Origin of the sequence: Bradyrhizobium sp. BRP20, assembly GCF_020194215.1 — a bacterium.
Classification (GTDB): Bacteria; Pseudomonadota; Alphaproteobacteria; order Rhizobiales; family Xanthobacteraceae; genus Bradyrhizobium; species Bradyrhizobium yuanmingense.
Window position 1 is genome coordinate 37,696 of the sequence record NZ_JADYVY010000010.1, and the last position, 19,781, is coordinate 57,476.

Here is a 19,781-nt window from a genome sequence, read left to right on the forward strand (position 1 = left end):
CGATCAGTATTTTTCCAGCGAACGCCCGACCACGCCGTTCACGTCCTTTTCCGGTGCGATGTCGGTCGAGTAGTAGCCCGCGGCCTTCTTGGCGGCGATCTCGACATGGGCGTCGGCGGGAATCAGCTCCAGCGGGATCGGCACACGCTCGACGATGTCGATGCCTTGCGAGGTCAACGCGTCGTATTTCATGTCGCTCATCGACAGGAAGCGGTCAATGCGCTTGAGGCCGAGCCAGTGGATCGTATCCGGCATCAATTGCTGGAAGCGCGCGTCCTGGACGCCAGCCACGCACTCGGTGCGCTCGAAATAAGCGGCGGCCGCATCGCCGTCCTCCTGCCGCTTGCGCGCATTGTAGACCAGGAATTTGGTGACCTCACCGAGCGCGCGGCCTTCTTTGCGGTTGTAGACGACGAGCCCGAGCCCGCCCTCCTGTGCGCCACGCGCGGATTCCTCGATGCCGTGGATCAGATAGGGCCGGCAGGTGCAGATGTCGGAGCCGAACACGTCGGAGCCGTTGCACTCGTCATGCACGCGGCAGGTGATCCTGGTGCGATGGTCTGGCAGTTTTGTCACGTCGCCGAACAGGTAGACCGTGGTACCGCCGATCGGCGGCAGGAACACCTTCATGTCCGGGCGCGTCACCAGCTCCGGGAACATGCCGGCGGTCTGCTCGAACAGCGTGCGCCGCAGCTCGGTCTCGCCGGTGCCGAAGCGCGCCGCAAGGCCCGGCAGGTACCACACCGGATCGATCGCGATCTTCACCACCGATACGCTGCCACTGGCGTGCACGACCTCGCCATCGGCGCGCAGCCGCTTTGCGGCGAGCGCATCGCGAATCTCCGGCAGGTCGAGCCGCGCCCGCGTCACCGCGATGCTCGGGCGGATGTCCGCGCCCTCGGCGATCTCCTGGCGAAAATTCTCGGCGACCAGATGCCCCCAGGGATCAAGCGCGACGATTTTTGTGGGATCGGTCCATTGCTCGAACGGACCGATGGTGGCGGCCGGAAAGGTATTGGTGAGGTCAGGACGCCTGATCGGGTCCAGCGCCCCGGCGGAGACCGCGAGCGCGCGGTACATCGCGTAGGACCCGCCATGGCTGCCGATCACGTTGCGATCCCCGGCGCGCGACACCGTACCGATGATCGGCCCGCGCGCGCGCGCATCAGCGGCGCCCCAATGGATGGGAAAGGCGGCCTTCCGGCCCGGCTCCGGATGGGAGGTCAGGCGGATGTGGTCGGTACGGTTGGCACGGCTCATGTCCAGGCTCCCAAAAAGCCAACGGCCCGCCGCTCGGACGGGCCTGGCTCACTTGCGACGCCGAACCGGCGGCGCAAGCTCAATCCAACATATTGTAGCGGCCGGCGACGACAGACAAGTTAATCGTGGCAGGGCGCAGGGGCCGTTCGGGGCCAAATTCCCGTCATCGAGAGGGCCGTCAGGCCGTCGCATCCGATGCCATCGCGCTTGCCGCTCGGCCTGCGAGGCCAGTTTAAGGAATTGAAATAGTTCCATTTTTCGTGTTTTCAAGGTGTTGCTTCGTTTCGTGCGGTGGGCTTCAAGTTCGGCGCACCGCGCTGCCCTGCCTTGGAGACTGCTATGCCTGCCGCCAGCTACATCGATCCCCGCAACGGAAAGCTCTATCCCATGGACCAGCCGCGCTGGTGCTCGGACGAGCGCACGCCGCTGCTGGTGACGCCGGGGGCGGGCATCTCACGCGAGGACATCGATGGCCGGACGCGCTCGCTGTGGCGCTACCGGGCGGCGCTGCCGGTCGAGATCGAGAACCCGATCACGCTCGGCGAGGGCTGCACGCCGCTGGTCCAGCAGGACTGGGGCGCGCTGCGCCCGCTGTTCAAGCTCGAATGGTTCAACCCCACTGGCAGCTTCAAGGACCGCGGTTCGGCGGTGATGCTGTCGTTCCTGCGACAGATCGGTGTCGACGCCATTCTGGAGGATTCCTCCGGCAACGGCGGCTCATCCATGGCGGGGCTGGGTGCGGCCGGCGGCATGCGCGTCAAGATTCTGGCGCCGGCCTCGACGTCGCCGGCCAAGATCGCGCAGGTGCGCGCCTACGGCGCGACCGTGCAGCTCGTGGAGGGCCCGCGCGAGGAATCCGAGGCCGAGGCCATCCGGCAGTCGAGCCAGACCTTCTACGCCAGCCACAATTGGCAGCCGTTCTTCCTCGAAGGCACCAAGTCGCTGGCCTACGAGATCTGGGAAGATCTGGGATTCCGCGCGCCCGACAACATCATCATTCCCGTCGGCGCCGGCAGCAGTCTGCTGGGTTGCGCCTTCGGCTTCCGCGAGCTGATGAAGGCCGGGCAGATCTCGAAGCTGCCGCGCCTGTTCGCGGCGCAGCCGCTCAATTGCTCGCCGATCGATGCAAGCTTCAAGGCCGGTGTCGATACGCCCGTCGCGCGCGGGGTGAGCAAGACCGTTGCCGAGGGCACCGCGATCAAGACTCCCCTCCGCCTGCGTGAGATCATCGCCGCCCTGCGCGAGAGCGGCGGCGCCACCATCGCGCTCACCGAGGACGAGATCGTCGCCGCCCTGCGCCGCCTCGCGCGCCAGGGCCTGTTTGCCGAGCCGACCAGCGCCAGCGCGGCTGCGGCGCTCGACAAGCTCGCCGCAACCGGCGCCATCAATGCGAACGAAACAACGGTCGCCGTTCTCACCGGCACCGGCCTCAAGGCCGCAACCACCGTCGCCGACCTCGTGCAGTAGTCTCGCGCTTACCCTCCCGCTCCAGGCTCCTGGAGAGGCTTGGAGAGAGAACGCGAGCGCCCGCCGGCGTCCGCCAGCACCTTCCACTGGAACAGCGGCGAGTCCTTTGGCGGCGAGAGCTGCGGGGTCCAGCCGGTGAGCTTTTCGATCACATAAGTATCAGCCACGACGCCGCGCCAACAGCGTTCGACCGTGGCGAGTTGCTCGCGCTGCGCCGGAATGTGCTCCCACAGCGATGCGCGGTTGTCCGGCTCGCGCCCGACATAGATGCCGGCATGACCCTTGATCCTGTCCATGCCGGGATCGCGGAAGTCCTGGAAGCGGCCGCGCTCGTTGAGCTCGATCACGGGCACGCGGCCCCGGAACAGCCAGCGCATCATGGCGTAGGTGCGGTAGTCCGTGGTTGCGATCCAGGTCGCGCCTGTTGCGTCGAGGGCGGCTTGCGCCTGCGCGGCGACCTGCTCGTAGCCGGCCTCGGCGCCGATCGGGTCGATCTTGCCGAGCAGATTCCAGGGCGCGGCAACGTAGTAGAGGAACACGATGATGACGAAGGGAATGCCTAAGACGATCGCTGTCCTGGCCCAGAACAGCGAGGACCTCAGCATCCTGGCGGACCATCCCTCTTTCCTCATCGTGACGAGGTTGGCCGCGGTGGCGGCAAAACCGGCTGGCCACATGAACATCGGCCAGGTGTCGCCGACGCGCAGCGTCAGCGACTTGAAGAAGAAATAGGCGAACGGCACCAGCACCGCCGTCGACAAAAGGATCGCGATTGGCTCGCGCGTGCGATAGCCGCGCCACGCCGTCAGCACCAGGCCCGTCAGCACCACCGGCAGCAAGACGAAACCGACCAGGCCGAATTGCAGGCCGATGTAATCGCCGATCGTACGCAGCGAGACGCCGTAATTGGCGGTGGCGCGCACGCCCTGGAAACGGAACGAGGCCCAGTCGTGCTGCACGTTCCAGATCAGCACCGGCGAGAACACCGCTATCGCGACCAGGACGGCGAGATAGGGGTACGGACTGCGCAGCCAGCGCCAGCGCCAATCCGGCACCAGCAGAAAGGCGGCAACGGCCGGCGCGAACATGACCACGGTAAATTTCGACAGCATCGCGAGGCCCGCGAACAGGCCGGCCGCCAACCACCAGCGGCCATCGCCGCTTTGCGCCAGCCGCACCAGCGACCACATCATCGCGACCGCGAACGGGATCATCGCGACGTCGGGCGCGACCTTTGCCATCAACAGGCCGTAATAAAGCGCGGCCTCCGGCATCAGCACCGCGAACACGATCGCGCGCGCATCATGGGTGAGGCGGCGGACGATGTCGGCGAGCAGTAGCTGCGTCACCAGCATCGCGACGATGCCGCCGAAGCGGACGCCGAGATTGGTGTCGCCGAAGATCGCGGTTCCGAAGCGGATCAGCCAGGCGATGCCGGGCGGATGATCGAGGAAGCTGAGCGCAGCCTCCTTCGACCAGGTCCAGTAATAGGCTTCGTCGGTGCGCAGCTCGATGGCCGAGGCATAGACGATGCGGAGCAGCGTCATCGCGGCGATGATCGCTGCGGCCATGAGGATCAGACGCCGTTCGGCGCCGTCAGGCTTTGCAGAGATGTCGGGAGCGATCGTCACGGCGGCGCTTTTCCCCGACTTGGAAGGGGGAGTCAATGTGGGGCCGTCGTCCCTGTGATCCTGCTGGCTGTCCATATCGGAAATTAAAGGCTACGCTGGCTGGTCTCCTCCAGGACCTGACACAACCGAATCATGGCCACCGCTCCCACACAGATGTCAGTCGTCCGCGCCGCCGGGGTGCGGCAGGTGCGACTCGTTTGCGGCATCATCCTGTTCGCCTTTGTGGTCAGTCATTTCCTCAACCACGCGCTCGGCAACATCTCGGTCGATGCCATGGAGACCGGGGTCTACTACCACACGCTGTTCTGGCAGTTCCTCCCGGTCGCGATCGTGTTCTACACGGCCGCCCTCACCCATATGGGCCTCGGCGTCTACGCGCTGTATCAGCGCCGCCAGTTCCGCTGGCGAACGATCGAGCCGCTCCAGCTCGTGCTCGGCTTGAGCATCCCCGTCCTCGTCATGGGCCATGTCATCGGCGTGCGGCTCGCGCAGACGCTGTACGGACACGAGAAGCTGTATCCGCAGGAGCTCTATTTGTTCTTCGTCGCGGCGCCGGGCCTGCTCTGGCAGATGACGATCCTGCTTCTCATCGCCTGGGTGCACGGCTGCATCGGCGTCTATTTCTGGCTTCGGCTGAAGCCGTTCTTCACGCGCGCGGCGCCCTATCTGCTCGCGGCCGCCGTGCTGATCCCGACGCTATCGCTGCTCGGCATCTACCAGGGCGGCCGCAGCGTCGCCGCCGACAGTGACGACGGCGAATGGCGTAAGCAGCATCTCACCCGCAGCAAGGTCGGCACGGTTGCGGAAGGCAACACGCTCGAGCGCATCGCGGGCGGTCTCACCATGGGCTATTTCGGTCTGTTGGGACTGGTGCTGGCGGCGCGCGGCGTGCGCGCCCTGCGCGAACGGCGCGGCGGCATGATCGCGCTGTCCTACGGCAACGGCAAGACGGTGCGGGTCCCCAAGGGCCTGTCGGTGCTGGAGGCGAGCCTGCGCCACAACGTGCCGCACGCCAGCGTCTGCGGCGGCCGCGCCCGCTGCTCGACCTGCCGCATCCGTATCATCGGCGATCATGATGCCCTGCCCACTCCGTCGCAGCGCGAGGCTTTCGTGCTCACCCGCGTCGGCACCGCCGATCCCTCGATCAGATTGGCCTGTCAGCTGCGTCCGACCTCCGATCTCTCGTTCTTCCAACTCTTCGCAGCTCACACGCATGCAACGGACGGAGCCTCGACATCGGCCAGTATCGGCCAGGAGCGCTATCTCGTCAGCCTGTTCGTGGACATGCGCGGCTCGACGCAGCTGGCCGAGAAGCGCCTGCCGTTCGACACGGTCTTCATCGTCAACCGCTTCCTCGGCGCGGTGTCGCAAGCGGTAATCGAGAACGGCGGCCAGCCGAACCAGTTCGTCGGCGACGGCATGCTGGCGCTGTTCGGACTCGCGGCCGACCCGCAAACCGCCTGCCGGCAGGCGATGAAGGCAGCCGCGGGAATCGCTGCGCATATCGACGAGCTCAACGATCTCCTGAGCCACGATCTGCGCCAGCCGATCCGCTTCGGCATCGGCATCCACGGCGGCGAGGTCATCATCGGCGACATCGGCTATCGCGATCACATCGTCTTCACCGCGCTCGGCGATGCCGTCAACGTCGCCGCCCGCCTGCAGGACATGACCAAGACGCTGGCCTGCGAGGCCGTCGTCTCGGATGAAGTCCGCCGTACAGCTGATATTTCCGACGACGCACTGCCGCAGCAGGAGGTCGCCATCCGCGGCCGCGACCAGCCGCTCGCAGTGCGCGTGGTGGCGAATGCGAGGGAGCTGGCGGCGCTGGTCGATCGCAGCAAGCGCGTGGCGGCGTGATTCTTTACCTCTCCCCGTAAGAACGGGGCGAGGGAGCGCACCGTCGTCGCGGCCTACTGCTCGTCAATCTCGTTACGAGCACAACACCGGCCTGCTGCAACGCAGCGGCATGGGCTTGCTGCGAAAGCGCGAATTGACTTCACGCAAATGGTTGCGACAGATGAGCGCAGGATCGTGGTGATGACCGCCGATCCAACGAGAAGCTCCGGGAGGAGAAAGAATGTTCGATCGACGCGACCTGCTCAAGGGAGCAGGCCTTGCCGCCATGGCGGCCACACTGAATTCCACCAAGGCGCTGGCCCTCGACACGGTGACCCTGCCCTTCGCCAATGGCGAACGGCCGCTGGTGAAATATCCGCAGAAGCGGCCGATGATCGGCCTGACCAGCCGGCCGCCGCAGCTCGAGACCCCGTTTGCGGTGTTCAACGACGGCCCGATCACGCCGAACAACGCGTTCTTCGTGCGCTACCACCTCTCCGACCTACCCTACGATCTCAACCCCGACAAGTTCACGCTGGAGGTCAAGGGCAACGTCGACAAGCCGCTGAAATTGTCGCTGAAGGACATCCGCAAGATGAAGGCGACGGAGATCGTCGCCGTCAACCAGTGCTCCGGCAACAGCCGCGGCTTCTTCGAGCCGCGCGTCGCCGGCGGTCAGCTCGCCAACGGCGCGATGGGTTGCGCGCGCTGGCGCGGCGTGCCGCTGAAGAACGTGCTGGAGATGGCCGGCGTGCACAGCGGCGCCAGGCAGGTCACCTTCAACGGCATGGACGGACCGGTCAACGACAAGACGCCGGATTTCATCAAGGCACTCGACATCGATCACGCCACCGACGGCGAGGTGATGCTGGCCTATGGCATGAACGGCGAGGACCTGCCGTTCCTCAACGGCTTTCCGCTGCGCCTGATCGTGCCCGGCTATTTCGGCACCTACTGGGTCAAGCACCTCAACGAGATCACCGTCATCGACGACGTTTATGACGGCTTCTGGATGAAGTCGGCCTACCGCATCCCCGACACGCCGAACAATGCGGTCGAGCCGGGCACCGCGCCAAAGGCGACGATCCCGATCAACCGCTTCACCATCCGCTCCTTCATCACCAGCGTCCCCGATGGCGCCAAGCTGAAGGCGGGAGCCGTGACCCTGCGCGGCATCGCGTTCGATGGCGGCAAGGGCATCAAGCAGGTCGAGGTCTCCACCGACGGCGGCAAGACCTGGGTCGGCGCCAAGCTCGGCAAGGACCTCGGCAAGTACGCCTTCCGCGAATGGAAGCTGCCGGTGAAGCTCGCGGCCGGCAGCCACGAGCTCAAGGTCCGCGCCACCGGCAATGGCGGCGAGACCCAGCCGGACATGCCGCGCTGGAACCCGGCGGGTTACTTGCGCAACGTCGTCGAAACCATTCGCGTCAGCGTGGCCTGAAGGAGACTGATCATGCAGCGCATCGTTCTCCTCGCCATCACGCTCGCCGTCACCGCATTGATGGGCTCGTCACTTGCAGCGCCCGTCAATTACAAGACCCCCGACGAGGTCGCCGCCTTCAAGCCCGGTCCCAATCTCGAGGTCGTGCAGGGCAATTGCAGCGCCTGCCATTCGTCCGACTACGTCGCCACGCAGCCGCCGATGAAGGACAAGAGGGCGTTCTGGCAAGCCGAGGTGACCAAGATGATCAAGGTCTATGGCGCACCGATCGACGATGCCGATGTCGGCAAGATCGTCGATTATCTGACCGCGACCTACTGAGGGATGGCATCACGCGCTCCTGCCATTTGACCGCGAAACGGGCAGAACCGGCAAAAACGCCGCGAAGTTGAGCGGAATTCGGCGAAATGGCGATGTGGTTTGAGCTACCAAGCCTGCCACATTCCGCGTATCCTGTTAGGACCGAACCGGCCGGTTGGCGGGGACTGGCGGTTCGAGATCTCGGAGGAAGACCCGCGGAGAAGTCGTGATGGCTAAAGGTACGGTCAAGTGGTTCAACCCGACGAAGGGTTATGGATTTATCCAGCCTGCGTCGGGTGGCAAGGATGTGTTCGTGCATATCTCGGCAGTGCAGAAGGCCGGTCTGTCGACCCTCAACGAGGGACAGACGGTGGAATACGAAGAGATCGCAAACCGGGGCAAGACCTCCGCGGAAAACCTCAAAGTATAAGCCCGCGCCAGCCTTTGCTGCCTCCCGGATTTGTCCGGGAGCGGGCCAAGAAAATTTAAGAAGACGGCCGGTGCATTCGACGACAGGCGTTGCGATTGCACAAGGATAGCTATTTTTTCCTTGCGAAGACCGCTCATCGAACCACAGCAATGACAATCGCGACTGCACTTCGCTAACCCACCGGCAGCGGTGCGTCGCGCTTGATCTCCTCCATCACCGCATAAGTTCGCGTCTCGCGCACGCCCGGCATCGACAGCAGGGTCTCGCCGAGAAAGCGTCGATAGGCGGTCATGTCTGCAAGCCGCGCCTTCACAAGATAGTCGAAGCCGCCGGCAACCATGTGACACTCCAGCACTTCAGGGGCGAGCCTCACGGCTCGGGCGAACCGCTCGAAATTGTCGGGCGTGGTCTTGTCGAGCAGCACCTCGACGAACACCAGGAGCCCAAGGCCGAGCCGGTGCGGGTTGAGCCGCGCGCCATAGCCTTCGACAAAGCCCTCGCGCTGCAGGCGCTTCAACCGCTCGCCGATCGAGGTCGGCGACAGCCCGATGCGCTCGGCGAGCTCGACATTGGCGATGCGCCCATCCTCCTGCAGGATCGAGAGGATTTTCCGGTCTGTTCGATCGAGTTCCATATCTTATCCGGCCAAATGGCTAATCCTCTTCATTTTCTAAGGCAAACTGGCTAAATTGTCTATCGAACTACGGTCACGCGGGCCTTATCCTGGATTTCAGCCACAGGACACGCCATGCCGAACATCCCGCCCCCCTTCTCCGCGCCTTACGCCCCCGATGATTCCGAGATCGCCGCAAAGGTTCTGCCGGCCTCGCATCTCATCCCGGCACGGGAGGCCCGGATCGACCGCCTCGCGACGCGGCTGATCGAGGCGATCCGCAAGCGCGACGACCGGCTCGGCGGGGTCGAGGACATGCTGCGGGAGTTCGCGCTCTCGACCAAGGAGGGGCTGGCGCTGATGGTGCTGGCCGAGGCGCTGCTGCGCGTGCCCGATGCGCGCACGGCCGACCAGTTCATCGAGGACAAGCTCGGCGAGGGCGATTTCATCCATCACGAGACCAAGTCCACCGCGTTCCTGGTCAACGCCTCGGCCTGGGCGCTCGGCCTGTCGGCGCGGGTGATCCAGCCCGGCGAGACGCCCGACGGCACCATCGGCCGGCTGGTGAAGCGGCTCGGCGCACCGGCGGTGCGCACCGCGACGCGCCAGGCGATGCGGTTGATGGGCAACCATTTCGTGTTAGGGGAGACCATCGAGCAGGCGCTGGAGCGGGCTCGGCCGCGCTCGGGCCAGAAGCCGCGCTATTCCTTCGACATGCTCGGCGAAGGCGCGCGCACGGCCGCCGATGCCAAGCGCTATTTCGACGCCTATGCCAGCGCGATTGACACGATCGGCAAGGCTTCGGGCAACCATCCCCTGCCCGACCGGCCCGGCATCTCGGTCAAGCTTTCGGCGCTGCATCCGCGTTTCGAGGCGATCAGCCGCGGCCGCGTGATGGCCGAGCTGGTGCCGCTATTGCTGGACCTTGCGCAGCGCGCCAAGACGCATGACCTCAACTTCACCGTCGATGCCGAGGAAGCCGACCGGCTGGAGCTGTCGCTCGACGTGATCGCGGCGACGCTCGCCGATCCCTCGCTTTCCGGCTGGGACGGATTTGGCCTCGCGATCCAGGCCTATCAGAAGCGCGCCAGCGCGGTGATCGACTATGTCGATGAACTCGCCCGCGCGCATGACCGCAAGCTGATGGTGCGCCTCGTCAAGGGCGCCTATTGGGACACCGAGATCAAGCGCGCGCAGGAGCGCGGGCTCGACGGCTATCCCGTGTTCACGCGCAAGGCGATGACCGATCTGAACTTCGTCGCCTGCGCGACGAAGCTTCTCGCCTTGCGGCCGCGCATCTTCCCGCAATTCGCCACCCACAACGCGCTGACGGTCGCGACCGTGCTGGAGCTCGCAGCAGATGGCGGCGGCTTCGAGTTCCAGCGCCTGCATGGCATGGGCGAAGCGCTCTACGAGCAACTCGCAAAGGATCATCCTGACATCGCCTATCGCACCTATGCGCCGGTCGGCAGCCATCGCGACCTGCTCGCCTATCTGGTGCGGCGCCTGTTGGAGAACGGCGCCAACTCGTCCTTCGTGGCGCAGGCGGCCGATTATCGCGTGCCTGTCACGGCGCTGCTGCAGCGCCCGGCGAATGCCATCGGCCAGGCATTGCAGGCACCTCATGCCAAGATTCCGTTGCCGGCAGATCTGTTCGCGCCGGAGCGGCGCAATTCGCGCGGCGTCGAATTCGGTGAGCGTGCCGCCCTCGACCAGCTGCTGACGGACGTGAAGGCCGCGGCGGCCGACCTCAAGCCTGTCGCTGACGCAACACGGGATCAGGCCAACGCGGCGGTGACGACTGCGCGCGCCGGCTTTACTGCCTGGAGCCGGACACCTGCAGGCACACGCGCGGCGGCGCTGGAGCAGGCCGCGCATCTTCTGGAAACCCGCGGCGCCCGTTTCATCGCGCTGCTGCAAGCCGAGGGCGGCAAGACGCTCGACGACGCTCTGTCCGAGCTGCGCGAAGCCGCCGACTTCTGCCGCTACTATGCCGCGCAGGGCCGCAAGCTGTTCGGAAACGATGCCGCCATGCCCGGCCCGACCGGCGAGAGCAATGTGCTTAGCCTGCGCGGCCGCGGCGTGTTCGTCGCGATCTCGCCGTGGAATTTTCCGCTCGCAATCTTCCTTGGCCAGGTGACCGCGGCGCTGATGGCCGGCAATAGCGTGGTGGCGAAACCCGCCGAGCAGACGCCGCGCATCGCGCGCGAGGCCGTAGCCCTGCTGCACGAGGCCGGCATCCCCAGAAGCGCGCTGCATCTCGTCACCGGCGACGGCCGCATCGGCGGCGTCCTCACCGCGCATCCTGATGTCGCCGGAGTAGTCTTCACCGGCTCGACCGACGTCGCGCGCCAGATCAACCGGACGCTGGCCGCCAAGGACGGGCCGATCGTGCCGCTGATCGCGGAGACCGGCGGCATCAATGCCATGATCGCGGATGCGACCGCACTGCCCGAGCAGGTCGCCGACGACGTCGTGACCTCTGCGTTCCGCTCCGCAGGCCAGCGCTGCTCGGCCTTGCGGCTCCTGTTCGCGCAGGAGGATGTCGCCGACCGCATGATCGAGATGATCGCGGGCGCCGCGCGCGAACTCAGGATTGGAGATCCCGTGGACGTGGCGACCCATGTCGGTCCAGTGATCGACGACGAGGCCAAGCAACGCCTCGATGCGCATATCGCGCGGATGAAGCGCGAGGCGCGGCTGCATTTTGCGGGCACCGCGCCGGATGGCTGCTTCGTCGCGCCGCATATCTTCGAGCTCAAGGAGGCCGGTCAGCTCACCGAGGAGGTGTTCGGCCCGATCCTGCATGTCGTACGCTATCGCGCCGAGAACCTGGCGCGTGTGCTGGAATCCATCGCGCGCACCGGCTACGGGCTCACCCTCGGCATCCATTCGCGCATCGACGACACCATCGAGGCCATCGTCGACCGCGTCCAGGTCGGCAACATCTACGTGAACCGCAACATGATCGGCGCCGTGGTCGGCGTGCAGCCGTTCGGCGGCAGCGGCCTGTCCGGAACCGGCCCCAAGGCCGGCGGCCCGCACTACCTCGCGCGCTTTGCCACCGAGCAGACCGTGACGATCAACACGGCTGCGGCCGGCGGCAATGCCGCATTGCTTGCGGGGGAGGAGTGAGGCCCTGCGCCAGGCGCCGTTGCATCCCGGCAAAACATCGGTCTAATGCTCTCATCACGCGCTCGCGCCAATTCCAGCGCGCGGGAAACGACTGAAGCGAGGGAGCGACGCCGCGATGGAGAAGGGCATTTTTGCAGGCCTGAAGGTGCTGGACTGCGCGAGCTTCATCGCAGCGCCTGCGGCCGCGACCGTGCTGTCGGATTTCGGCGCCAACGTCATCAAGATCGAGCCGCCCGGCACTGGCGACCCCTATCGCAACCTGCCGAACCTGCCGGGCTATCCCTCAGGCGAGCACAATTTCGCCTGGCTGCTGGAGGCGCGCAACAAGAAGAGCATCGCGCTCGACCTGTCGAAGCCGGAAGCGCAGGCCGTGCTCTACAAGCTCGTGGCAGAGGCCGACGTCTTCATCACCAACATGCCGCCGCCGGTGCGCGCCAAGCTCGGCATCACCTATGATCATCTCGCCCATCTCAACGACCGGCTGATCTACGCCTCCTTCACCGGCTACGGCGAAAAGGGCGAGGAAGCCAACAAGCCCGGCTTCGACAGCAATGCCTATTGGGCGCGCTCCGGCCTGATGGACCTCGTCCGCGCCGACACTGACACCACGCCAGCGCGCTCGGTCGCGGGCATGGGCGACCACCCTTGCGCCATGGCGTTCTACGGCGCGATCGTCACCGCACTGTATCAGCGCGAGAAGACCGGCAAGGGCTCGCACGTCGCGTCCAACCTGATGGCGAACGGGGTGTGGGCCGCGAGCGTGCTGGCGCAGGCCAAGCTCTGCGGCGCCAAGTTCGGCGAGCGGCGCCCGCGCGAGCGCGCGCTTAACGCGGTGGCCAATCATTACCAGTGCAAGGACGGCCGCTGGCTGATCCTGTCGCTGCTGAACGAAGAGAAGCAGTTTCCGACGCTGGCCAAGTGCCTGGGCCGCGAGGATCTGATCAACGATCCCCGCTTCGCCACCAAGGCCGACCGTCACGCCCGCTCGGTCGAGCTGATCAGGATTTTGGACGAGACCTTCGCCACCAGGGATCTCGCCGAATGGCGGAGAATCCTCGACGGTAACGGCCTCGTGTTCGGCGTCGTCGCCATCCTGGACGACATCCCCAACGACAAGCAGATGCTCGACAACGAGGTGCTGGTGCCGTTCGAGAACGACACCATGCTGACCATCAACAGCCCGATCTGGATCGACGGCGCCAAGAAGGTGCAGCCGCGCAAGCCGCCAGCCGTGGGCGAGCACAGTGACGAGATTTTGCGCGAGGCGGGATTTGACGAGGCGGCGATCAAGCAGCTGCGGGGGTCGGGAGCGGTGGGGTAAGGCCGAGTCGGTTGCTCCGAACACCGTCATTGCGAGGAGCCCTTGCGACGAAGCAATCCAGACTGTCTCCGCGGAAAGATTCTGGATTGCTTCGCTGCGCTCGCAATGACGATGCCGGACTATCTCGCTATAACAATCGGCAACACACAGTGCCGCGAGGTCCCATGCCCAGCTACCGCCTGCACTACTTCCCCGAATCCGGCAACAGCTACAAGCTGGCGCTGATGCTGACGCTCTGCGGCGAGACGTTTGAGCCGGTCTGGACCGATTTTGCCGGTGGCGTCACGCGCACGGCGGAGTGGCGCAAGGCCGTCAACGAGATGGGCGAGATTCCCGTGCTCGAGATCGACGGCGTGAAGATGACGCAGACCGCGCCGCTGCTGCTGAAACTGGCCGAGCAATACGGCCGTTTCGGCGCCGAGACGGAGGACGAGAAGTTCGAGCTGCTGCGCTGGCTGTTCTGGGACAACCACAAGCTCACCGGCTACATGGCGACCTACCGCTTCATGCGCGCCTTCACCGAGAAGAACGATCCGCAGGTGCTGAAGCATTTTCGCCGGCGGCTCGAAGACTTTCTCGGTATCCTCGACGGCCATCTCCAGCACAATGCATTCGCGATCGGCGCAAGGCCGACGGTCGCGGACATCTCGATGATGGCCTATCTGCATTATCCCAGCGACGAGCATGGCTTCGATTTCGCATCGAGCCATCCCGCCATCCACGCCTGGCTCGGCCGCATGGCCGCGCTGCCGGGCTGGAAGCAGGCCTACGAGCTGCTGCCGGGAAAACGGATGACGAACTACGCGACGTGAGGACTCTCTCTTCTCCCTCTCCCCGTTCTTACGGGGAGAGGGTTGGGTGAGGGGCTTCTCTCCACATGTGAGTTCGTCGAGGGACCTGTACCCCCTCACCCGAATTCGATCTGCGATCGAATTCGACCTCTCCCCGCAAGCGGGGAGAGGTAAGCAAGCTCACCTCAGCGACAGCCAGCCCAGCGTGAACAGAATTCCGCCGATGATGACGGCCACCGCGACGGCCCAGATGCTGACGCGGGCGCTGCCGGTGACCTGCTTGACTTCCTCGTTCCGCGCGATCTCGCGATTGCGCGCCTTGTTGGCGTTGCCGGTATCCGTCATGGGTCATCCAAATCGCTTGAGACTTTATCTTGCGCGTGATCCTTCGGAAAACCGCTCCACACTTTTCCTGGATCACGCGCTAACGCGTCTTGATGAAGCACATGCCGATGCGGCGCGAGGCCGCGGCGGCCTGGCAGGTCAGACCGCTAGCACAGCTCCATGACGTAAAACTCCTGTCCGGCGTTCCCGATCCCGGATCTTGCAGGGAACAATGCGCGCCCCAGCCGTCCTGATATTCGCTGCCGTCCAGCTCGCTGCTGCCGCGGGTCTGCGGCCGGCTGGCAAATCCGCGTGAGAGATCAGGGGTTTTTCCGGCCGCGAACGCGGTCAGGATGTCGCGGCGGCGGAGCTGGTCGCCGAAGAAGTGCGGCGAGGCCGCCACGATGGCGGCATTCGACGGTCTGTCCGCAAGCCAATCGACGCCCGGGAAATGGAAGCCGCCGATGCCACGGGTCTGGTGACAGCCGGTGCAGGTGACGTCGTTGAGCCGGCGCTGGAAGCCTGCGACCGAACGGACGTTCTGCATGTCGAGGCCGCGTGCCGCCGCCCGCTTCAGCGCGCCGACCACGTCATTGTCGGTGAAGACGGGATCGCCTTTGCCCTCCCCCTGCATCATGCCGAACTCCGGCTGCAACGCCGAGGCGTCGAGGCCGGCGGGGGTCGGCACAATTGCGGCCCTGGCCAGGAATTTCTCGGGGATCAACACCGTGCCGCGATCGAATTCACGCAAGTTCTCGGGCGCGAGCAGCCAGGCCTTGAAGTCGCGCCGCAGCGCATCGTCAGCAAGAATGCGATCGCGGTCGATCTGGTTCTCCAGCGTCGATTCCACGAATGTCCTGGTGGCGGCATTGTACTTGAACACCTTGAGAAGATAGTCGGAGCGGAAATCGTGCAGCGCCGATTTCGGCGCGACCGAGACCTGGATGTTGGTCTCGATGCTGTCGAGCATGGCGTCGTCAGGCGGAGCGCGACCGCCGATCAAGCCCTGCCAGTCGCCATTGTCGAGCCAGCGCCGCGCGATCTCGGCGCAGCTGATCGGCTTGCCGTTCGCATCCGTCTGGCGCCCATCGCGCGCCTTCATCACGAGGTTGAATGTCATCGGCAGGCGCGTTGCGGTCTTGCCGCCATCCGGCCCGCTGTCGAAGCGCGCCAGACGATAGATCAGCCGGATCTCGCCACAGGACTCTTCCGAGACATAGGCACGATCCATGCGATTGACGATGCCGGCCAGCACGAAGCGCGCCTCGCGCGATTTCAGATTGGCCCGATCGAACAATTGTACGTCGAAGCCCTCGCCGACGCCGATGGTCTCGCCCGGATAGGTCGCCCTGAACCATGCGATATAGCGGTCGAATTCCGCATCGATCGCGGGCAGAATGTCTTTCAGCTGCGGCAGCGAGGCGAACATCGGCTCGGTCGTGAGCGGGACGTCCGAATTCCGCTCCGGCGACAAAAGACGCGAGATCGTCAGCGTGTTGTTCTGGTCGAGCTTGCGCAGGAGATCGGGATCGGTAATCGCGGTGCCGCGCGTCAGCGCGGCATTCTCCGCTGCGAACAGCGAAACCACACCGCCCAGCAATGCGGCGGCAGCAACGAGAATTCGCAAGGCGCGGCCCATGCCTGAGGTAACACCGCGCAGGGACACCTATTCAAGCAAAAAGGCGCCTCACATCGCAGTGAAGCGCCTCTTCGAAAGTCGGATATCGGACGCTCAGCGTCCGGTGATCAGCCCCCTCGAGGTGACGACCACCCAGCGGCCATCCTGGCGGCGGATCGCATCGACACGGCCGACGCCGGGGATGGGGTCGCCGGGATAGACCTCGTAGAGGCCGTCGCGGCCCTCGATCAGCGCGCCGCCATTGCCGGCGCTGCGCAGCCGCCAGCCTTCGATCGTCGGCAGACGCCCAACTTCGGTCTTGGGAGCTGCGGGCGCCGGGACCGGTGCGGCCGCCGCGGTCGCGACCTGCGTCGGCGCGATCGAGCCGGTGGTCTCCTTGGGCACCGCTGCAGCGGCCTGCGCAGGCGCGGCGGGCGGCGTGGCGCGGAGCTTGTCGACGGCCTCGGACAGCTTTGCGATCCTGGCCAGCGGCTCGGCCTGCGCCTTTTCGAGCTTGTCCAGGCGGTCGTTGGCCCGGTTGAACTGGGTGAGGCCGGTCTTCGAGCTCTGCTCGACATTGGCCTTCAGGGCGACGAGGTCGGCGTCGATCCGCGCCACGGACGCATCCAGCGCGCTGGTATCGGCGACCTGGACCGGAGCCGGGGCGGGTGCGGCGAAACGCATCATGCCGGCGGTCGCAAGCGCGCCGCTGATCGCGCCGACGCTGGCGGCAATCGCCACCACCGCGGCCATCGCCGACAGCCGGCGCTTGCTGCCGGACTCGCGCGGCTCGTCCGCCTTCCCATGCGGGGCGAACTCCTCGCGCTCCCAGGCGCGGTCGGCGGGCGGCATGACGATGAGCTTGCCGTGCTTCGGCTCGGGCTTGGCCTCAGCTTTGGCGTCAGTCTTGGCCTCAGTCTTGGCCTCAAACTTCGGCACTTCGATCCGCGGCGGCTCAATCTTCGGGGCGTCCGCCTTGACCGGATCGGGCTTGGGCGGCGCTTCGTGGTCGGGGGCGATCGAGGGGGCCTCGATACCCGCGGCAGCCTCGATGGCCTGCGGCGCTGCCGCGTCGATGGCAGCGGAATCCTGGGCAGCCTGCTCGGGCATTGGTTCGCTCACGGCTCAAATACTCCAGTCTCGGTTGACCTTTTGGTAACTTTCATTGCTTGCGAAATCCTTACCTCGGGACCCGCTTACCGAAATTTTAGGAATTCATCCGGGGCCGAATTGGGCCGGGAAAGTGGAACCGGTGTGGCGGGCGTGAAACAGTTCGTAATCGGGGGAAGATGAACGGGGGCGGAATGGCCCCCATGGCGTCATTGCGAGCGCAGCTCCGCGGAGGCAGTCTGGATTGCTTCGTCGCAAGGGCTCCTCGCAATGACGGAGCGCGCCGCGCGCGCTCCGATCAAATCACTATCCGTCACATCACGACGGGAGCATCCGGCAGCTCGTTCGCATGCGGCCCCTGCTTCGGAAAATGCTTTGCCAGTTCGCGCGACACGGCCTCGATGCCACTGATCACGCCGCGTTCGAACCGGCCCGATCTGAACTCGGCCTCTATCGCGCGGCAGATCGTCTCCCAACCCTCCGCGCCGACTTTCGCGTCGATGCCGCGATCGGCGATGATCTCGACGTCGCGGTCCGCGAGCAGGAGATAGATCAGAACGCCATTGTTGTGGGCGGTGTCCCAGACACGCAGATGCGAGAACACGTCGAGCGCGCGCGCGCGGGCCGGCTGGTTGCGGAACAGCGGGCCGCCGTCGAGCGCCCCTTCGACAACGAAGCGGACCTGGCCGGAATGGGTGGCTTCGCCGCGCTTGATCGCCTGCTCGATGCGGTCGAGCACCGCTTGCGGAAAGATCTGCTTCGCCCGCCAGTGATGCTGCACGAGATGTCGGGCAATGCGCTTGATGCTCATGATCGCTACCAGCTCCCCGAGGCGCCGCCGCCGCCAAAACTGCCGCCGCCGCCGCTGAAGCCGCCGCTACTCGACGATCCGCTGCTCCATCCGCCGGAGGAGCCGCTCGACCACGAGCCGCCGCGCGAGCGGCCCGTGCCCGGCGTGATCGCCGAAAACAGATCGGCGATGAATCCGACGATGAACCCGAGGATGCCGACAGCCGCCGCGAGCGCCGCGGAGCCGAGAATGAGCCAGGTTACCGCTGCGATGATGCCCCCGGTCACCAATGATCCGAGCAGCCGCCCCAGGACCGCGCGGAAGAAACCGCCGACGCCGATCGAAGCGAACAGCGCCACCGCAAACACCGGCGCCAGATCATCCAGACTATTGTGGGCGAAGTTGACGCTGCGCGAGGGTGACGGCAGCGGCTCGCCGTCGATCACCCGCAACATGCGGTCCACGCCTGCGCTGATGCCCGCGGCGAAATCGCCACTCCTGAACTTGGGGGTGATCGCCTCGTCGATGATGCGCCGAGAGGTGACGTCGGTGAGCACGCCTTCGAGACCGTAGCCGACCTCGATGCGCAAATGCCGGTCGTTCTTGGCGACGACGAGAATCGCGCCGTCGTCGACCTTCTTGCGACCGATCTTCCAGGCCTCCGCGACGCGAATCGAGAATTGCTCGATCGTCTCCGGCTGCGTGGTCGCGACGATCAGGACAGCGATCTGGCTGCCCTTGCGGTTTTCGAAGTCGCGCAGCTTTTGCGTGAGCGTGGCGATGTCGCTGCTGGAGAGCGTGCCGGTCTGATCGACGACACGGCCGGTGAGCTGGGGGACGGCGACGTCGGCATGGGAGGGGAAGGCAAAGGTGAGGAGGAGGGCGATGGCGAACACAAAAGAGGCGATCGCTCGATGCGCCCACCAAATCCTCGCTGTCATCGCCCGGCTTGACCGGGCGATCCAGTATTCCAGAGACGCCCGTGGGATGCGGAGAGGCTGCGGCGTACTGGATTCCCCGCCTTCGCGGGGAATGACAGCGGAGTGTGGGGCGCGCATTCGAAACGACGCGCTTACTTCGACGGCGCCGGCGCCGCGTTAAAGTCCACCTTCGGCGCGGTCGAGATCGCCTTCTCGTTCTCGACAGAGAAGTTCGGCTTCTCCTTGTAGCCGAACGCCATCGCGGTGAGATTGGTCGGGAACGAGCGGACGGTGACGTTATAATCCTGCACCGCCTTGATGTAGCGGTTGCGCGCCACCGTGATGCGGTTCTCGGTGCCCTCGAGCTGCGACATCAGGTCCTTGAACAGGGCATCGGACTTCAGCTGCGGATAGTTCTCGGTGACGACCAGAAGGCGCGACAGCGCGCTGGAGAGCTCGCTCTGCGCGGCCTGGAATTTCTGGAACGCGGCGGGATCGTTCAGCACCTCCGGCGTCGCCTGAATGCTGCCGACCTTGGCGCGTGCATTGGTGACGCCGAGCAGCACGTCCTTCTCCTGCTGGGCAAAGCCCTTCACCGAGTTGACGAGATTGGGCACGAGATCGGCGCGGCGCTGATACTGGTTCACGACCTCGGACCAATTGCCCTTGATCTGCTCGTCCTCGCTCTGGATCGCGTTGTAGCCGCAATTGGTCAGGCTCAGCGAGGCCAGGGCGGCCAGCACGGTCAGGATCTTGCGCATTAAATTTCTCCCGGTGGAATCCGGCGCAAA

The 19,781-nt window shown here is 65.4% G+C and carries 17 protein-coding genes; 8 read left to right on the plus strand and 9 right to left on the minus strand.

The genetic code is table 11. The features are described 5' to 3' along the window. Positions 1-3 precede the first annotated feature (3 nt). Positions 4-1,260 carry a GTP cyclohydrolase II gene (locus I6F33_RS23100; RefSeq protein ID WP_036028644.1) on the minus strand — a complete coding sequence of 419 codons (1,257 nt, stop codon included), beginning with the start codon at positions 1,258-1,260 and terminating at the stop codon, positions 4-6. A 339-nt stretch (positions 1,261-1,599) separates the two neighbouring features. On the opposite strand from I6F33_RS23100, the gene I6F33_RS23105 reads away from it, so the two are divergent. Further along, the gene (locus I6F33_RS23105; protein ID WP_225144233.1) at positions 1,600-2,727 is read left to right on the plus strand and encodes a threonine synthase; all 1,128 of its coding nucleotides are present in this window, start codon (positions 1,600-1,602) and stop codon (positions 2,725-2,727) included. Positions 2,728-2,735: 8 nt separating this feature from the next. Here I6F33_RS23105 and I6F33_RS23110 read toward each other — a convergent pair whose 3' ends face one another. Continuing rightward, positions 2,736-4,298 carry a glycosyltransferase family 39 protein gene (locus tag I6F33_RS23110; protein ID WP_225144324.1) on the minus strand — a complete coding sequence of 521 codons (1,563 nt, stop codon included), beginning with the start codon at positions 4,296-4,298 and terminating at the stop codon, positions 2,736-2,738. A gap of 192 nt (positions 4,299-4,490) precedes the next feature. Here I6F33_RS23110 and I6F33_RS23115 point away from each other — a divergent pair, with 192 nt between their 5' ends. The 4 genes from I6F33_RS23115 (at position 4,491) to I6F33_RS23130 (ending at position 8,368) form a co-directional block, all read left to right on the plus strand. Then, positions 4,491-6,218: an adenylate/guanylate cyclase domain-containing protein gene (locus tag I6F33_RS23115; protein WP_225142118.1), complete on the plus strand. Its 1,728-nt coding sequence runs from the start codon at positions 4,491-4,493 to the stop codon at positions 6,216-6,218. A gap of 220 nt (positions 6,219-6,438) precedes the next feature. Next, positions 6,439-7,638 carry a molybdopterin-dependent oxidoreductase gene (locus I6F33_RS23120; RefSeq protein ID WP_036028656.1) on the plus strand — a complete coding sequence of 400 codons (1,200 nt, stop codon included), beginning with the start codon at positions 6,439-6,441 and terminating at the stop codon, positions 7,636-7,638. 12 nt (positions 7,639-7,650) lie between these two features. After that, the gene (locus tag I6F33_RS23125) at positions 7,651-7,959 is read left to right on the plus strand and encodes a cytochrome c (RefSeq protein WP_036028658.1); all 309 of its coding nucleotides are present in this window, start codon (positions 7,651-7,653) and stop codon (positions 7,957-7,959) included. Positions 7,960-8,167: 208 nt separating this feature from the next. Further along, complete coding sequence (locus I6F33_RS23130) at positions 8,168-8,368, plus strand: cold-shock protein (protein WP_008563500.1); 201 nt, start codon at positions 8,168-8,170, stop codon at positions 8,366-8,368. Positions 8,369-8,540: 172 nt separating this feature from the next. Here the strand turns inward: I6F33_RS23130 and I6F33_RS23135 are convergent, their stop codons facing one another. Next, a complete protein-coding gene (locus I6F33_RS23135; RefSeq protein WP_036009699.1) occupies positions 8,541-9,002 on the minus strand; it encodes an Lrp/AsnC ligand binding domain-containing protein in 462 nt (153 codons plus the stop codon). Between the two features lie 114 nt (positions 9,003-9,116). On the opposite strand from I6F33_RS23135, the gene putA reads away from it, so the two are divergent. From putA to I6F33_RS23150, 3 genes are all read left to right on the plus strand, one after another. Then, positions 9,117-12,116 carry a bifunctional proline dehydrogenase/L-glutamate gamma-semialdehyde dehydrogenase PutA gene (gene putA / locus I6F33_RS23140; protein ID WP_225144234.1) on the plus strand — a complete coding sequence of 1,000 codons (3,000 nt, stop codon included), beginning with the start codon at positions 9,117-9,119 and terminating at the stop codon, positions 12,114-12,116. A 115-nt stretch (positions 12,117-12,231) separates the two neighbouring features. Next, positions 12,232-13,437: a CaiB/BaiF CoA-transferase family protein gene (locus I6F33_RS23145; RefSeq protein ID WP_225144235.1), complete on the plus strand. Its 1,206-nt coding sequence runs from the start codon at positions 12,232-12,234 to the stop codon at positions 13,435-13,437. Positions 13,438-13,601: 164 nt separating this feature from the next. Beyond that, complete coding sequence (locus I6F33_RS23150) at positions 13,602-14,249, plus strand: glutathione S-transferase family protein (RefSeq protein ID WP_036009689.1); 648 nt, start codon at positions 13,602-13,604, stop codon at positions 14,247-14,249. Positions 14,250-14,408: 159 nt separating this feature from the next. On the opposite strand, the gene I6F33_RS23155 is transcribed toward I6F33_RS23150, so the two are convergent. From I6F33_RS23155 to I6F33_RS23180, 6 genes are all read right to left on the minus strand, one after another. Further along, positions 14,409-14,573 carry a hypothetical protein gene (locus tag I6F33_RS23155; RefSeq protein WP_167361650.1) on the minus strand — a complete coding sequence of 55 codons (165 nt, stop codon included), beginning with the start codon at positions 14,571-14,573 and terminating at the stop codon, positions 14,409-14,411. Positions 14,574-14,652: 79 nt separating this feature from the next. After that, a complete protein-coding gene (locus tag I6F33_RS23160; protein ID WP_225144236.1) occupies positions 14,653-16,191 on the minus strand; it encodes a hypothetical protein in 1,539 nt (512 codons plus the stop codon). 93 nt (positions 16,192-16,284) lie between these two features. Further along, positions 16,285-17,280 (minus strand): hypothetical protein, encoded by a 996-nt coding sequence (locus tag I6F33_RS23165; protein WP_225144325.1) that lies wholly within the window; start codon positions 17,278-17,280, stop codon positions 16,285-16,287. A 313-nt stretch (positions 17,281-17,593) separates the two neighbouring features. Next, positions 17,594-18,091 (minus strand): TPM domain-containing protein, encoded by a 498-nt coding sequence (locus I6F33_RS23170; RefSeq protein WP_225144237.1) that lies wholly within the window; start codon positions 18,089-18,091, stop codon positions 17,594-17,596. 5 nt (positions 18,092-18,096) lie between these two features. Continuing rightward, the gene (locus tag I6F33_RS23175; protein WP_225144238.1) at positions 18,097-19,011 is read right to left on the minus strand and encodes a YgcG family protein; all 915 of its coding nucleotides are present in this window, start codon (positions 19,009-19,011) and stop codon (positions 18,097-18,099) included. A 131-nt stretch (positions 19,012-19,142) separates the two neighbouring features. Continuing rightward, positions 19,143-19,751 (minus strand): LemA family protein, encoded by a 609-nt coding sequence (locus I6F33_RS23180; RefSeq protein ID WP_036009681.1) that lies wholly within the window; start codon positions 19,749-19,751, stop codon positions 19,143-19,145. Positions 19,752-19,781: the final 30 nt, after the last annotated feature.